Here is a 14989-nt window from a genome sequence, read left to right as displayed (position 1 = left end):
CTTAAACCACCGGCACACGGCACTACAGCAATGCTAAGCAATATCCGTATCGTTCTGGTCCAGACGTTCCACCCCGGTAACATTGGCGCCGCCGCCCGCGCCATGAAGAACATGGGGCTATCCCAGCTCTATCTGGTCGATCCGCGCGTCTTTCCTGATCCTGAAGCAGAATCGCGTGCCGCCGGCGCCAAGGACCTGCTCGCCGATGCGGTAGTGGTCAACAGCGTCGAAGAGGCGATCGCCGATTGCCAACTGGTAATCGGTACCAGTGCCCGAGAGCGCAGCTACGACCTACCCCTGCTCGATCTTGAAACAACGGCCGGAGTCGCCGTTCACGAAGCGGCCAGTGGCCAGATCGCCATTCTATTCGGCCGAGAGACAATGGGACTTAACAACGCCGAGATGCTGCTTTGCAACCGCCACCTTTACATAGACGCCAACCCCGATTACCCGGTACTTAATGTAGCCCAGGCGATCCAACTGGTCTGCTATGAACTGCGCCGGGCGGTCGGCAGGACAGAAAACGCGCCCCTGGAGCCCGCCCCCTACCCCCGGCAGCGGGAGATGGTGCTGTTCTACGAGCATCTGGAACGGGTACTGCGCGTCACCAATTTCATTATCCCCCAGCATGAAGGGCGCGTGATGGATAAGCTCAAGCGCTATTTCAATCGCTCCCGGCCGGAAAAATCCGAGCTCGGTATGCTCAGGGGCATTCTGGCATCGGTGGAAGAAACGGTGGCAAGGCTGACCAAGGATTGAGCCCCGGCATTACATCGTCCCCACGGCGCTGATAAAGTAGCCACAACAACCGACCGGGGAGACGACCATGAGCCAGACACTTCATCAGCTCGCCGCTCAAGCCGCGCAGCTGCAGCAAGCCTTAGCCGGCGCCGCCGACAGCATGGAGCAGTACGAGTACAACCTACAGGGTATTCAGCGCTGCGCCGAACAGATCGCGAAATGCGTGAAGATGGTGGGCAACAACCGCACCGCCGCGCTCTCGGCCCGGGATACCCGCAAGGTGATGGATCAACTCGAAGCCGCAACCAACGAACTGATGGAGCTATTGGTCAAGTGAACAAACAGGTACCGCTGGGAGAGCTGACGCCGGAACAGTTTCTTCGTGATTACTGGCAGAAAAAACCCCTGCTGATCCGCGACGCCCTCCCCGATTTTGAGCCTCTGCTCAGTGCAGACGAGCTGGCTGGCCTTGCTTGCGAACAGGATGTCGAATCCCGCCTTATCCGCTTCGACGCCAAGGGCGACAGCTGGACGCTGTCCAAGGGCCCCTTCGATGAGACTCACTTCTCCAGCCTTCCCTCTACATCCTGGACGTTACTGGTGCAGGCCGTAGACCATTGGGTACCGGAAGCCGCCGAACTGATGGATAGGTTCAACTTCATCCCCAACTGGCGAGTAGATGACCTGATGATCAGTTACGCCGTTGACGGCGGTGGCGTCGGCCCCCACTACGACAACTACGATGTGTTTCTGCTGCAGGCCGAGGGCACCCGCCGCTGGGAGCTCGGCGGTATCTGCGACGAGCATTCGCCAAGGCGAGAGGATGCACCGGTGATGATCCTGCCCGAATGGGAGGTCAAGCAGAGCTTCGAGCTGAACCCGGGCGATATGCTCTACCTACCGCCCCAGGTTGCCCATAACGGCGTCGCCGTCGGCGATGGTTGCGTCACCTATTCGATTGGCTTTCGTGCACCGGCCCATAATGAGATTCTGCGCAGTTTCAGCGACTTTATCGGCGAGCAACTCGGCCGCGAGCAGCGTTATTCCGATGCAGACCTGACGCTGCAGGCCAACCCTGGAGAGATCTCAGCTGCCGCTCTGGACCGCGTCGCCGACATACTGCGTGGCTATCTTGGCAACCGGGACCAGCTTGAAAGCTGGTTCGGCCAATATATGACTGAGCCAAAGTACCCCGAACTGGCGGAAGAGGGTGAACTGCTGGAGGAGTCAGAGATAGCCGGCGCGCTGGCCGAGGGCTATTCGATCAGACGTGCGGAGGGATCGCGCTTGGCCTTTGTCGATCACGACGACGAAACTGTATTGCTGTTTGCTGACAGTCAGCAGCATCTCGCCCAAAGCGGGGCGGCGACTCTTGCCCGTCAACTTTGCCGCGAGCGCGAACTCGACGTTGGGCAGTTATCACCCCTGACTCCCGACGCCCTGTCCCTGCTGAAGAAACTGCTCCAACAGGGCTGCTGTTACCTTACCGAAGGCTGAAGCCCCTCTTAGCGATATGCCCAACCCGCCCCGAAAGCGGGTTCGGCTACACCCCGCCAGATAAAATATCGTTCATATTCACTCTTATTTAGAGAGCGAACCTTAGACTTTAGTTAAAGACCTAAAATCTACACCACTAAAAATCAATAAATACAGGCGTTTTGTAGTCAAGTTTTTATAGACTTTTATGATCTATAAATATTTTTATTTATAACTATAAGTTTATGTAAAAAGTGATTTTTCACCCTACGACCAAAGTCTTTCATACCAAGGAAATAGAGACTCCAGCCCCTGTCAGCACAGGGTATTTTGCGCCGCAGCATAAAAACAGCGAGGTAGTAATACTACACCCCCCGACACATTCACTTTGTAGTCCTAATACATACTTTGCTGCTATGCACAAAGTCGCTTTGACACCCCCTCCACGACAACACATCATTCGTCCCATAGCGCTGCACCAACCCCAACAGGATGCAGCACAAAACGCGAAGCTTTTGATTAACCCAACAGTCAATCTGTAGAGGAAAAGCCATGTCAGAATACAAGAAAGCGATCGATGCAGTTGCCAGCCTGAAGGCGGTCAATGGTGCTCCCTGGGAAGCTATCAACCCGGAATACGCTGCACGTATGAAAGTACAGAACCGCTTCAAGACCGGTCTGGACATCGCACGCTACACTGCGAAGATCATGCGCCAGGATATGGCTGAATACGACGCTGACTCCTCTCAGTACACCCAGTCCCTGGGCTGCTGGCACGGCTTCATCGGTCAGCAGAAGCTGATCGCGATCAAGAAGCACTTCGGCACCACCAACAAGCGTTACCTCTACCTGTCTGGCTGGATGATCGCAGCCCTGCGTTCCGAGTTCGGTCCGCTGCCCGATCAGTCCATGCACGAAAAGACCTCTGTACCGGCACTGATCGAAGAGCTGTACACCTTCCTGCGTCAGGCAGACGCTCGTGAAATGGGCGGTCTGTTCCGCGAACTGGACGCCGCACGTGAAGCTGGCGACAGCGCTAAAGAAGCGGCCGTTCAGGACAAGATCGACAACTTCCAGACTCACGTAGTGCCGATCATCGCCGATATCGATGCCGGTTTCGGTAACGAAGAAGCCACCTACCTGCTGGCCAAGCGGATGATCGAAGCTGGTGCCTGTGCGATCCAGATCGAGAACCAGGTCTCCGACGAGAAGCAGTGTGGTCACCAGGATGGCAAGGTAACCGTTCCGCACGCAGACTTCCTGGCGAAGATCCGTGCCGTACGCTACGCCTTCCTGGAACTGGGCGTTGACGATGGTGTTATCGTGGCCCGTACCGACTCCCTGGGTGCCGGCCTGACCAAGCAGATCGCGGTCACCAACGAACCGGGCGACCTGGGCGACCTGTACAACGCCTTCCTGGACGGCGACTACGTCGACAGTGCTGACGATATCGCCAACGGTGATGTGGTAGTCAAAGCCAACGGCAAGCTGCTCAAGCCCAAGCGTCTGGCATCAGGCCTGTTCCAGTTCAAGAAAGGCTCCGGTGAAGATCGCTGCGTACTGGACTGCATCACCTCTCTGCAGAACGGCGCCGACCTGCTATGGATCGAAACCGAGAAGCCGCACGTGGGCCAGATCGGTGGCATGGTTAACCGCATCCGCGAAGTGATCCCGAATGCCAAGCTGGTGTACAACAACAGTCCGTCCTTCAACTGGACGCTGAACTTCCGTCAGCAGGTATTTGATGCCTGGACCGAAGAGGGCAAAGACCTGTCGGCCTACGATCGCGCCAACCTGATGAGCGTTGAGTACGACGAAACCGAGCTGGCTGTTGAAGCTGACCGTCGCATCCAGAGCTTCCAGCGTGACGCGTCCCGTGAAGCAGGTATCTTCCACCACCTGATCACACTGCCGACCTACCACACTGCCGCCCTGTCTACCGACAACCTGGCAAAAGAGTACTTCGGTGAAGCCGGCATGCTGGGCTACGTGGCCGGCGTGCAGCGCAAGGAGATCCGTCAGGGTATTGCCTGCGTCAAGCATCAGAACATGGCCGGCTCCGACATGGGCGACGACCACAAAGAGTACTTCTCCGGTGATGCCGCACTCAAGGCGTCCGGTAAAGACAACACCATGAACCAGTTCTAATCACCGCCCACAAGGCACTGATTACTGATTAGTTCGAAACTGCTGCACCATTGATTACCCGCGGTAGGTCATCTCTCCCCAGTGATGATCACCGCGGGTTTTTTACACCCAGTCCTCTCATAGAGCCCATTACTACCACCGCCTATTCCAGATACACTGAACCTCATCGATAGCCTCCAAAGGGTATAGCTAAGGATGAGCAGTAACTGGCTGGCACATTTTCCCGCACTGCAAATGATCAACAGCAGTGGTTGGCAGCAGGCATGCGCCCAGGCTCGGGTGGTGGAACTAGCAGCAGAACAGCCTGTATTTCAAACAGGAGACAGCTGTCGCCAGTTTCTGCTCGTATTGGAGGGATCGGTGAGGGTACAGAAACTGTCTGACAGCGGGCGCGAAATACTGCTCTATCGCGTTGAAGCGGGCCAGTCCTGCATTTTGACCACCGCCTGCCTGCTAGGAAACCGGCAGTATCAAGCAGAGGCCTTTACCGAATCTCCGGTCAAGGCTGTCGTTATCCCTTCAGCCGCCTTTCAGCGGGCCATGGAGGACAGTTCAGCTCTGCGCGAGTTCGTCTTTTCCGGGTACGGCCAGCGGCTTACCGAGCTGCTAATGCTGATCGAAGCGATCGCCTTTGGCCGGCTCGACTGTCGCCTGGCGGCCTACCTGCTCAATCAACACCCCGGTCACTTGAAGATCACACACCAGCAGATCGCCCGCGAACTCGGCACCGCCCGCGAAGTGGTCAGTCGTACGCTGAAGGAGTTCGAGCGCAAAGGCTGGCTCCAACTCTCACGCGCGTCGATTGAGATACTCGAGCCCGAAAAGCTAAGTCAGCTGAGCCTGATGTAACAATCCGCTTCTGTAACTAAGTCACTGAACTGCTGTCAGCGTTGATCTAAAGTTAGATCAAAGGGATATCAATGAGGAGAGTTCAAATGAAAGCAAATGTTGGTGGTATTGACCGGATACTTCGCATCCTGTTGGGTGTCGCGCTAATAGCAGCCACGCTGGCTGGGGCACTACCCGTATGGGGCTGGATCGGCATCATCCCTCTGGCTACAGGCCTGTTCAGCTTCTGCCCGCTCTATAGCGTGCTGGGCATCTGCACCAAGAAAGCTGGCTAGATCCACTCAGCCGCCGCTCCCGGCCCCGCCACCGAGCAGAGCCGGGAGCTCTGCTATCGACGGGATCTGATAATCAGGCACAACGGCGCTACGCGCCACCAGGTCGGGTTGAAACTTGCCGGTCTCGACCAGTACACCCCGGCAGCCACAGGATTGACCGCCCCCGACATCGGTCTCCACATCATCGCCGATCACCATTACCTCCCCCGGGGACAAGCTCATGCTGGCGCAGGCAGCATCAAAGAACGCAGCTGACGGCTTTCCAATTACGATGGATTGTATATCGGCGGCGTATTCAAGCGCAGCGACAAACGCTCCAATATCCAGCGACAACGCCTCCCCCGTGCGCCAATACCGATTGCGGTGCACACACACCAGTTTCGCGCCACTCAGCAACCAGTGGAATGCCTGGTTGAGTCGGCTATAGTTCCACGCCTCGCCTATATCGCCGATCAGCACCGCCTCAGGCGTCGATTCATCGAGCTCGAACCGCTCCTCCAGCGACAGGCGTACGCTCTCGCTGACCAACGCTGCAATTCGGGTAATCGATTGCGCCTCCAGCCAGGCTTCGCTGGCCTGCACCGCGCTGAACACCTGCTCTGCACGCGCAGGCAGGCCTAACCTATCCAGCTTGGCCAATAACTGGTCGCGGGTTTTCGTCGATGTGTTGGTGATATAGCGAAAAGGTAGCTGATGGGAGTTCAACCACTCAATGGCGGTAATGGCACCCGGGATAAGCGCATCGTCCACGTAGAGCACGCCATCCAGATCCAATAGCAGCCCTTTGGGCATCGAGATGGTTTGTGCCGTCGCGTCAATAGGACTCACACTCCAACCTCGCCCTCGTCCTTGCAGTGACTGTTATCACATACCGGCGGTGTTCGGGTCTGCTTACAGGTACAGAGATAGAGTTCGGCATCCTCTTCCGCTTCGAACACCAAGGGATCCAGCCCGGTTCCCACATGACTGCCGTCACAAAATGGCTGATTCGAAGAGCGTCCGCAGGCGCACCATGTGTAGATTTCGTCCTTTTTAACTTCAACTTTCACCGGCGCGTTCCCTGCGCGGTGGACTGGTGAGTGGCTCATGACCGATCCTCCCGCTCTGTCGCTAAAATTAGGCGACACCGGGAGAGCGGTCAAACTCAGGACTCTTCCGACTCCTGCTTGTCGCTATTCAGTCGGCGGATTTTTTCCGCTAGCGGACCGCCATGACGAGTGCCTTTACGACCCGCTTCAGCGTCGCGTTCCAAGCGTGATTGCGTTGCCTGCGCTTTCTCGTATACGGACTTGTGCTTCTTGCTGTTGCGGAGCGCACGCTGCTTGCGACTCTCCTTACTGTCGGGATCAGCGAGGCGCTCCTGTTTTTTCGGTTTCTGCTCGAGCACCGCCATGAAGCTGCCGGTACGGCGTTGTTTCTTGTTACGACTCACTTTCTTTGTTCTCCTCGGCCGCGGCTTCAGCCGCCGCCTGTTCAGCCTCAATACGCTTTTGTTCCCACTCGGCCACCGTCTCAAACGTGATCGCACCGAGCTTGCCAGCCCTCAGCTCCGTCAGCAGGATATCCGCAGCCTTGTATAGATCCACCACACCACCGGGTTTCAGGCATCCCCTTTTGCGCCCGATCTGGTCGAGCAAGGCCTCCGCCCCGTCCGGCAACTCCGCCAACCGGTAACGCTCAGCAACCAGCGCCGGGTATGCTGCAAGCAGAAAAGTCGCTGCATAGGTCGCAACCGACTCATACTCGATAGCCGTATCCTTGATCGCACCACTGGCCGCCAAACGGTAGGCAGAGTCCTGATCCTCGATCTTCGGCCACAATATCCCCGGGGTGTCGGATAGCGCCATGCCATTGTGTACGCTATAGCGCTTCTGGCCCTTGGTTACCGCCGGTTCGTTACCCACCTTGGCAATTCGCCTCCCCAGTAACGCATTGATCAGCGTTGACTTGCCGACGTTAGGGATGCCCATGATCATCGCCCGTACCGGACGACCGGCGCGAACCCGCGCCGGCACAGCCTCCTTGCACAGAGCCGGTATATTCTGCACCAACCTCTTCTGTGCCGTATCCATCGCGATCGCCGTAACGCTATCCTGGGCGTTGAAGTACGACAGCCACTCACGTGTACGCACAGAATCGGCCAGATCCTGTTTGTTCAATAACTTGATGACGGGCTTACCACGGCGAAGCTTATCGACTAACGGATTTTCACTTGAGCGAGGAAGCCGCGCATCCAGCACCTCTATCACCACATCGACCTCATCCATCAGCTCGGCAATCTCTTTGCGAGCCTTATGCATGTGGCCAGGGAACCAGTTAATACGTGTCATATAGACTAAATTTCTTGGATAGGCCGCATAGTATACTCTGCATATTCATCGCAATCAGCCGTTCAACGGGTGTCATAGGGTTAATAGCGCGTTAAAATTCACCGCCTACACCAAGGGAAGGACCAACCACCCATGTCATATGAACTCGATCCAGGCCAGGCGCTGATCGCGCGCCACCCGATCTTTGACAGCCAGCAACGCGTTATTGCCTACGAGTTGAACTACCATCGGGACACCAATCTGGGCGATATGATGGCAATGGACCCCGATGCCAGCTCAAGCTCAGAAGTGATCCTCAGCACCTACACCAGCATCAGTGACCAGGGTGAAGTCAAACGCGTTCCCGCCTTCCTGCCTGTACCACTGGAGATGATCAACAGCGGCACCATGCCCAAGCTGCCGGCCAAGCAGGTGGTGTTGATGATCAGCGCGCCGGCAGGCCGCCATACGGAGTGTGCCAGCGCACTTCAGCAGATACTGAAGGACGGTTATCGCGTAACGCTCGAAATTGGCACCTATACGCCGGACCTGGAGCCTCTACTGAAGCTGGCAAATATCGTTAAATTGGACGTGAGCTTGATGCAGGAAGCTGAGCTCAAAACCCGGGTGCGTGAACTACAGCCCCACAAGGTCACACTGCTTGCTTCCAATATCCAGTCTATCGAGCAGCTCGAACACTGTATCGACGCCGGTTTCAAACTGTTTGAGGGCTCTTTCCTAAGCCGCCCGAAAGTGATCAAGGGCCGCCGGGTCAGCGCCAACCAAGTGACCCTGATGCAGTTGATTCAGGAGCTGCAAAAACCGAATACAAAACCGGAAGCGCTGGAAGAGCTGATCATTCGCGACCCTGTATTGACCTACAAGCTGCTGCGTATCGTCAATTCCGCAGCCTATTCGTTGGTACGCAAAGTGGAGTCGATCGCCGAAGCTGTGGTCCTCCTCGGCATGGACCAGGTGCGCAAATGGGCCACCCTGATCGCGATGACCAATCAGGACAACAAGCCCGAGGAGCTGTCACGCGCCCTGCTTATTCGGGGCCGCATGTGCGAACTGATCGCTGAAGGGGAAAAGCGCCCCAACGCAGGCTCCTATTTTATGACCGGTATGATGTCAGGGCTTCATGTAATGCTCGATATAGACCAGCAAACGATGCTCGAACAGGTACCGCTGGGCGATGATATCAAGGCCGCGATCGCCAACCATGAGGGCGACATGGGACGCATACTCGAACAGGCCACAGCCTATGAAAGCGGCGACTGGGAAAAGCTGCCGGCAGATTTCAACGTCACCCTGTTCGAAAGCGCCTATCGCAACAGCCTGCATTGGGCTAAAGAATCGATGCAGGCGATGTACGAGTAGCTAGGATTGAGACAAAAAAAGCGACCCGCAGGTCGCTTTTTTATGAGCCTTGGTTTGGACCTTAGTCCTGAGGTGCAGCCTTTGACTGCTCCTGCTGCTCGTAGATCAAAATCGGCTCTGAGGTACCCTCGATAACGCCTTCATCGATCACAACCTTGCCCACACCATCCATCGACGGCAGCTGGTACATAGTCTCCAGCAGCGTCGCCTCCAGAATGGAGCGCAGGCCGCGAGCGCCGGTACGACGTTCAAGCGCATGACGCGCCACCGCCGTGAGCGCATCCGCGCGGAAGTCAACCTCGACCCCTTCCATGTCGAACAGCGCTTGATACTGACGGACCAGGCTGTTTTTCGGTTCGGTCAGGATCTGGATCAGCGCCTCTTCATCAAGTTCGGACAGTGTCGCCACCATCGGCAGTCGACCGACAAACTCGGGAATAAGACCGTATTTGACCAGGTCTTCAGCCTCCACGTCATGCAGCACTTCAGCCAGACGGCTTTCATCCTTGCTCTTCACCGTTGCGCTGAAACCTATGGAGCTACGCTCGCTACGATCGCGAATGATCTTCTCGAGCCCGGCAAACGCACCACCGCAGATGAACAGGATGTTCGAGGTATCGACCTGCAGGAACTCCTGCTGGGGATGCTTACGCCCCCCCTGAGGCGGTACCGACGCAACAGTACCCTCTATCAGCTTGAGCAGAGCCTGTTGAACACCCTCGCCGGAGACATCGCGCGTAATCGACGGATTGTCGGACTTGCGGGACACCTTATCGATCTCATCGATATAGACGATACCCAGCTGAGCCTTCTCCACGTCGTAGTCACACTTCTGCAGCAGCTTCTGGATGATATTTTCCACATCTTCACCGACATAACCCGCTTCGGTCAGCGTGGTGGCATCGGCAATGGTAAACGGCACGTTCAACAACCGCGCCAGAGTCTGGGCCAGCAAAGTCTTGCCGCTACCGGTAGGCCCGATCAGCAGGATGTTGCTCTTGCCGAGTTCAACATCCCCCTTGCCCTTATCCTGGAAGCGCAGACGCTTGTAATGGTTGTACACGGCAACCGCGAGCACTTTCTTGGCCCGCTCCTGGCCAATCACATACTCATCAAGCGTATGCTTGATCTCGGCCGGCGTCGGCAACTGCTCGCTGGGCGCCTGTTCTTCGTTATCCTGAATCTCTTCACTGATAATATCATTACAGAGATCGACACACTCATCGCAGATAAAAACAGACGGGCCTGCGATCAGCTTTCTCACTTCATCCTGGCTTTTGCCACAGAAAGAGCAGAACAGCTTGCTGCCATTTCCGCCTTTACCGCTGATCTCATCCGACATTCTGATACCTCAAAAACCTTTGATCTCCATTTGCAATATGCGGCCCTCTACCCACTTTTCAAGGCGGGCAGAGGGCTGTCAGAGCAATCCTTACTCTGCCATTGTGCGGCGATCGAGCACCGCGTCGATCAGCCCATACTCCACAGCCGCAGCCGGATCCATGAAGTTATCACGGTCGGTATCGCGGGCGATAGTCTCAACATCCTGACTGGTATGTTGAGCCAGTATGCTATTCAGTTTATTACGGATTGTGAGAATTTCACGGGTATGGATCTCAATGTCCGTAGCCTGCCCCTGATAACCACCCAGCGGCTGATGTATCATCATGCGCGAATTTGGCAGCGCATAACGCTTACCCGCTGCGCCGCCTGCCAACAGCAACGCGCCCATGGAGGCCGCCTGACCGATACACATGGTGCTTACATCGGGCTTGATGAACTGCATGGTATCGTAGATAGCCAGACCTGCGGTTACCGACCCGCCGGGCGAGTTGATGTAAAGGTGAATATCCTTGTCCGGATTTTCAGCTTCCAGGAATAACAACTGAGCAACAATCAGATTGGCCATGTGATCTTCTACCTGGCCGACCATGAAGATAACCCGCTCTTTCAGCAGGCGGGAGTAAATATCATAGGCACGCTCGCCGCGTGAACTCTGTTCGACCACCATCGGCACCAGGCCGCTGTTGGTGATACCACTGGAACGCCCATTCAAGATGTCCGTCATAATCAATTCTCCTTAGAGCCGTTGAAAGCAAAAACGACAGTTAGCCGTGGCCAACTGTCGTTTTCGAGATTTCGGCGCCCCACCGGGGTGGACGTTTGAGCGCTTTTGTCGCGATGGCTTACTCGCCAGCTTCAGCGTCGGCAGTCTCTGCTGCCTGCTGAGCCGGTTTGATCGCCTCTTCGTAGCTGACTTCTGTCTCGGAGACTTTAGCAGATGCGACCAGCTGATCAACTACCTGATCTTCAAGAACCATGTTTTTGATCTGATTCAGGATCTGCTCGTTACCGTTGTACCACTCGATAACCTGCTGAGGTTCCTGATAAGTTTCAGCCATTTCTGCGATGGTTTCCTGCACGCGAGCGTCGTCAACCTTGATCTCGTTGGCCTTGACCACTTCCTGCACCAACAGCCCCACAGTCACACGGCGTTTGGCCTGCTCTTCGAACATCTCCTTCGGCAGGGTGTTCGGATCGATTTGGGAGTTCGGACCACCGAACTGCTGAACCGCCTGGCGACGCAGATTGTCGATTTCGTCGTCGACCAGTGCAGCAGGAACATCGATAGCGTTCAGCTCAACCAGCTTGTTGAACACCTGCTCCTTGAGCTTGGTTTTCAGCGAGTGCTTGAGTTCACGCTCCATGTTTTTGCGCACTTCAGCGCGGAAGCCGTCCAGTTCGGACTCTTCGATGCCGAATTTGGCGAAGAACTCGGCGTTCAGCTCCGGCAGTTCAGATGCGGAAACGCTCTGCACCTTAACCTTGAATTTGGCAGGCTTGCCCTTCAGGTTTTCCGCGTGGTATTCCTCGGGGAAGGTCACATCCAGCTCGACCTCATCACCTGCCTTGGCACCCACAAGACCAGACTCGAAGCCCGGGATCATGGAGTTGGAACCCAGCACCAGGTCATGACCTTCTGCTTTGCCACCGTCAAAGGCTTCACCATCGATAAAACCTTCGAAATCGATTTTGACGCGATCGCCGTCTGCCGCTGCGCGTTCAACGACTGCCCAAGTTGACTGCTGCTTGCGCAGGGTATCGATCATCTGGTCGAGATCTGCATCCTTGATCTCAGCGCTCTGCTTGCTGATCTCAGCGGATGAGAAGTCTGCCAGTTCGATCTGCGGGTAAACCTCGAATGTCGCTACAAACTGCAGATCTTCACCCTCTTTGTCGTTCTTCAGGTCGATGCTCGGGCCACCAGCCGGCTTCAGTTCTTCCTGCTGGACCGCCTTGTAGAAGCTTTCCTGCACGACACGGTTCAGAACGTCGTAACGGATCGCATCGCCGTACATGCGCTTGATCACTTTCGGCGGCACTTTACCCGGGCGGAAACCATCCATGCGGCGAGTCCGGGCCTGCTGCATCACCTGTTTATTCACGTCCTGGTCAATTCGTTCGGCGGGGACCGTAATGGTCATCTGACGCTCAAGGCCGGAAGTCGTTTCGACAGAAACTTGCATGAAATTCCTCACAAATACATTGCAGCGTTTATAGCGACCTGCGATCGCGCCTGCGATTCCCTTTTCGACCAGCGTTACTACCCCAGTCAAATCGCATTGGAACCAGACATCCGACCCACAGAGCCTAAAATCGTAAAGCGCAAAATTGTCCGGCAATCAAGGGGATTAGTCAAGCCAAAGCCCCCATACCGCATACGCTCTACAACAAGTAGCAGACGTGCGAAAACGGGCACTAAAGCACCGGTCGATTCAGGAAAGAGATCAAAAAAAGGAATGGGGTGGATGATGGGGCTTGAACCCACGACCGCCGGAATCACAATCCGGAGCTCTGCCAACTGAGCTACATCCACCACTGTATGGAAATGGTGCGGAAGGAGAGACTCGAACTCTCACGCCTTGCGGCACCGGAACCTAAATCCGGCGTGTATACCAATTTCACCACTTCCGCGACACGTACGCTGCCGAAGCCGCGTCATTAAATATGCTAGGGAATGGGGTGGATGATGGGGCTTGAACCCACGACCGCCGGAATCACAATCCGGAGCTCTGCCAACTGAGCTACATCCACCATAACCTTCGCATTACCGGACTACGCATCTGCCGTGCAAGTGGCGCGCCCGGCAGGGCTCGAACCTGCAACCTACGGCTTAGAAGGCCGTTGCTCTATCCAATTGAGCTACGGGCGCCTCTTGCAGTCCAGCCTTCGCAACCAACCTGACGGCCCGGCCGCGAAGTGGTGCGTATCCTAAGGGAGGCGGCCGGAGCCGTCAATAGCGAGATACAATTTTTTTAACAGAAACAAGGAGCTGTGCGATTTATGCACAACTCCCTGATTCGCCGGGAGTTTCCAAAGCCGCCCTCAACCTTCTCGATACCAGCTGGTACCCTCACGGCTGTCCTTGAGTATAACGCCCTGCTCCGCCAACGTGTCACGGATACGATCCGCCTCGGCAAAATCACGATCCTTACGCGCCTGATTGCGCGCCTGAATCTGAAGTTCGATCTCGGCGGCAGTGACCTCACCAGCCCGATCCTCCCCTTGCAGGAAAGCCTCCGGCGTCTGCTGCAACAGTCCCAGCACGCCACCCAGGCGTTTCAGCTGGGCCGCCAGGGCGCCAGCCGTTGCACTCTGTTCACGCACAGCCTTGTTCAACTCAGTGACCAGATCGAACAACACGGCCAACGCACGTGGGGTGCTGAAGTCGTCATCCATCGCCTGCTGAAAACGTGCTTCGTAGTCGTTATCGAGGCCAGTCTCCTCCCCCTGAGGAGCATCACGCAGGGCCTGATAGAAACGCTCCAGCGCCTGACGCGCTTCGCGCAAACTCTCTTCCGAGTAGTCGATATAGCTGCGATAGTGCACCGAGGAGAGGAAGTACCGCACCACCTCCGCGTTATACACCTGGAGCACGTCACGAATGGTAAAGAAGTTACCCAGTGACTTGGACATCTTCTCCTGGTTTACCCGCACCGGGCCTGCATGCATCCAGTAATTGACAAACGTCTTGCCGTTGGCCGCTTCCGACTGGGCGATCTCGTTTTCATGATGGGGGAACGGCAGGTCCGGACCGCCGCCATGGATATCGAAGGTGTCGCCCAGGCAGCATTTGGACATCGCCGAGCACTCAATATGCCATCCCGGCCGACCCGGCCCCCAGGGCGACTCCCAGCTGACTTCGCCCGCCTTGGCGGCTTTCCAGAGCACGAAATCGAGCGGGCTCTCCTTGGCCTCCCCAACCTCGACACGCGCCCCCGCGCGCAACTCCTCGACCACCTTGTTGGTCAGGCGCCCGTAGTGCTCGAACTTCTCGACGCGATAGTACACGTCCCCATTGCCGGCGACGTAGGCGTAGCCCTTGTCGATCAGGATCTGCACCATGTCGATGATATCGCCCATATGACCGGTTGCACGTGGCTCCATATCCGGGCGCAGAACACCCAAGCGGTCCTCATCCTCATGCATGGCTGCGATCATGCGCTCGGTCAGCGCATCGACCGGCTCACCGTTCTCGGCCGCGCGCTTGATAATCTTGTCATCGACATCGGTGATGTTGCGCACATAGGTGACGTCCCAGCCTCGATAGCGCAGATAGCGCGTAATCAGATCGAAGCAGACCATTACACGGGCGTGACCTATGTGGCAGTAGTCATATACGGTTATGCCACAGACATACATCCGTATCTTGCCCTTCTCCAACGGCGTGAACGGAGATTTGGATTTGGTCAGTGTGTTGTGGATTTGCAGCATCAAATTTCGCCAATCGCAGATAAATGTTCAGTCTTC

15 protein-coding genes and 4 tRNA genes are annotated in these 14989 nt (G+C 56.2%); 7 read left to right on the top strand and 12 right to left on the bottom strand.

All coding sequences use genetic code 11. The features are described 5' to 3' along the window. Positions 1-30: 30 nt before the first annotated feature. The 6 genes from IEX40_RS08100 (at position 31) to IEX40_RS08075 (ending at position 5489) form a co-directional block, all read left to right on the top strand. On the top strand, positions 31-759 hold the full coding sequence (locus tag IEX40_RS08100; RefSeq protein WP_188747112.1) for an RNA methyltransferase: 729 nt from the start codon (positions 31-33) through the stop codon (positions 757-759). Between the two features lie 67 nt (positions 760-826). After that, positions 827-1078 carry a hypothetical protein gene (locus IEX40_RS08095; protein ID WP_188747110.1) on the top strand — a complete coding sequence of 84 codons (252 nt, stop codon included), beginning with the start codon at positions 827-829 and terminating at the stop codon, positions 1076-1078. Then, the gene (locus IEX40_RS08090; protein ID WP_229680645.1) at positions 1075-2238 is read left to right on the top strand and encodes a cupin domain-containing protein; all 1164 of its coding nucleotides are present in this window, start codon (positions 1075-1077) and stop codon (positions 2236-2238) included. Before IEX40_RS08095 ends, IEX40_RS08090 begins: the two co-directional genes overlap by 4 nt. A 531-nt stretch (positions 2239-2769) precedes the next feature. Then, positions 2770-4365: an isocitrate lyase gene (locus IEX40_RS08085; RefSeq protein ID WP_188747106.1), complete on the top strand. Its 1596-nt coding sequence runs from the start codon at positions 2770-2772 to the stop codon at positions 4363-4365. 195 nt (positions 4366-4560) lie between these two features. Further along, positions 4561-5214, top strand: a complete 654-nt coding sequence (locus tag IEX40_RS08080; protein WP_188747104.1) for a Crp/Fnr family transcriptional regulator — start codon at positions 4561-4563, stop codon at positions 5212-5214. A gap of 86 nt (positions 5215-5300) precedes the next feature. Next, the gene (locus tag IEX40_RS08075; protein ID WP_188747103.1) at positions 5301-5489 is read left to right on the top strand and encodes a YgaP family membrane protein; all 189 of its coding nucleotides are present in this window, start codon (positions 5301-5303) and stop codon (positions 5487-5489) included. A gap of 6 nt (positions 5490-5495) precedes the next feature. On the opposite strand, the gene IEX40_RS08070 is transcribed toward IEX40_RS08075, so the two are convergent. The 4 genes from IEX40_RS08070 to ylqF form a co-directional block, all read right to left on the bottom strand. Continuing rightward, a complete protein-coding gene (locus tag IEX40_RS08070; protein WP_229680644.1) occupies positions 5496-6317 on the bottom strand; it encodes a TIGR01458 family HAD-type hydrolase in 822 nt (273 codons plus the stop codon). Further along, entirely contained in the window at positions 6314-6538 is a 225-nt protein-coding gene (locus IEX40_RS08065) for a CDGSH iron-sulfur domain-containing protein (RefSeq protein WP_229680643.1), read from the bottom strand. Before IEX40_RS08065 ends, IEX40_RS08070 begins: the two co-directional genes overlap by 4 nt. Before the next feature lie 95 nt (positions 6539-6633). Continuing rightward, a complete protein-coding gene (locus IEX40_RS08060) occupies positions 6634-6921 on the bottom strand; it encodes a hypothetical protein (protein ID WP_188747100.1) in 288 nt (95 codons plus the stop codon). Beyond that, positions 6911-7819, bottom strand: coding sequence for a ribosome biogenesis GTPase YlqF (gene ylqF / locus IEX40_RS08055; protein ID WP_188747098.1), 909 nt, complete (start codon positions 7817-7819; stop codon positions 6911-6913). Before ylqF ends, IEX40_RS08060 begins: the two co-directional genes overlap by 11 nt. 132 nt (positions 7820-7951) lie before the next feature. Here ylqF and IEX40_RS08050 point away from each other — a divergent pair, with 132 nt between their 5' ends. Continuing rightward, positions 7952-9178 (top strand): EAL and HDOD domain-containing protein, encoded by a 1227-nt coding sequence (locus IEX40_RS08050; protein WP_188747096.1) that lies wholly within the window; start codon positions 7952-7954, stop codon positions 9176-9178. Between the two features lie 61 nt (positions 9179-9239). On the opposite strand, the gene clpX is transcribed toward IEX40_RS08050, so the two are convergent. From clpX to cysS, 8 genes are all read right to left on the bottom strand, one after another. Further along, complete coding sequence (gene clpX, locus IEX40_RS08045; RefSeq protein WP_188747094.1) at positions 9240-10520, bottom strand: ATP-dependent Clp protease ATP-binding subunit ClpX; 1281 nt, start codon at positions 10518-10520, stop codon at positions 9240-9242. Between the two features lie 90 nt (positions 10521-10610). Then, entirely contained in the window at positions 10611-11246 is a 636-nt protein-coding gene (gene clpP, locus IEX40_RS08040) for an ATP-dependent Clp endopeptidase proteolytic subunit ClpP (protein WP_229680641.1), read from the bottom strand. 118 nt (positions 11247-11364) lie between these two features. Further along, positions 11365-12705, bottom strand: coding sequence for a trigger factor (gene tig, locus IEX40_RS08035; protein WP_188747092.1), 1341 nt, complete (start codon positions 12703-12705; stop codon positions 11365-11367). A gap of 274 nt (positions 12706-12979) precedes the next feature. Continuing rightward, a tRNA-His gene (locus IEX40_RS08030) sits at positions 12980-13055 on the bottom strand. A gap of 13 nt (positions 13056-13068) precedes the next feature. Next, a tRNA-Leu gene (locus IEX40_RS08025) sits at positions 13069-13153 on the bottom strand. Between the two features lie 44 nt (positions 13154-13197). Continuing rightward, positions 13198-13273, bottom strand: a tRNA-His gene (locus tag IEX40_RS08020). A 41-nt stretch (positions 13274-13314) separates the two neighbouring features. After that, positions 13315-13391: transfer RNA gene (locus IEX40_RS08015), tRNA-Arg, on the bottom strand. Between the two features lie 173 nt (positions 13392-13564). Continuing rightward, a complete protein-coding gene (cysS, locus tag IEX40_RS08010; RefSeq protein ID WP_188747091.1) occupies positions 13565-14953 on the bottom strand; it encodes a cysteine--tRNA ligase in 1389 nt (462 codons plus the stop codon). Between the last annotated feature and the right edge of the window lie 36 nt (positions 14954-14989).

Origin of the sequence: Marinobacterium zhoushanense (assembly GCF_014641945.1) — a bacterium.
Classification (GTDB): domain Bacteria; phylum Pseudomonadota; class Gammaproteobacteria; order Pseudomonadales; family Balneatricaceae; genus Marinobacterium_D; species Marinobacterium_D zhoushanense.
Note: the sequence above shows the minus strand (reverse complement) of the source record. Positions and strands in the feature narration are given on the sequence as shown.

Coding starts and splice junctions, on each gene's coding strand:
- IEX40_RS08100 (WP_188747112.1), top strand. CDS start 31: ATGCTAAGCAATATCCGTATCGTTCTGGTCCAGACGTTCCACCCCGGT.
- IEX40_RS08095 (WP_188747110.1), top strand. CDS start 827: ATGAGCCAGACACTTCATCAGCTCGCCGCTCAAGCCGCGCAGCTGCAG.
- IEX40_RS08085 (WP_188747106.1), top strand. CDS start 2,770: ATGTCAGAATACAAGAAAGCGATCGATGCAGTTGCCAGCCTGAAGGCG.
- IEX40_RS08080 (WP_188747104.1), top strand. CDS start 4,561: ATGAGCAGTAACTGGCTGGCACATTTTCCCGCACTGCAAATGATCAAC.
- IEX40_RS08075 (WP_188747103.1), top strand. CDS start 5,301: ATGAAAGCAAATGTTGGTGGTATTGACCGGATACTTCGCATCCTGTTG.
- ylqF (WP_188747098.1), bottom strand. CDS start 7,819: ATGACACGTATTAACTGGTTCCCTGGCCACATGCATAAGGCTCGCAAA.
- IEX40_RS08050 (WP_188747096.1), top strand. CDS start 7,952: ATGTCATATGAACTCGATCCAGGCCAGGCGCTGATCGCGCGCCACCCG.
- clpX (WP_188747094.1), bottom strand. CDS start 10,520: ATGTCGGATGAGATCAGCGGTAAAGGCGGAAATGGCAGCAAGCTGTTC.
- clpP (WP_229680641.1), bottom strand. CDS start 11,246: ATGACGGACATCTTGAATGGGCGTTCCAGTGGTATCACCAACAGCGGC.
- tig (WP_188747092.1), bottom strand. CDS start 12,705: ATGCAAGTTTCTGTCGAAACGACTTCCGGCCTTGAGCGTCAGATGACC.
- cysS (WP_188747091.1), bottom strand. CDS start 14,953: ATGCTGCAAATCCACAACACACTGACCAAATCCAAATCTCCGTTCACG.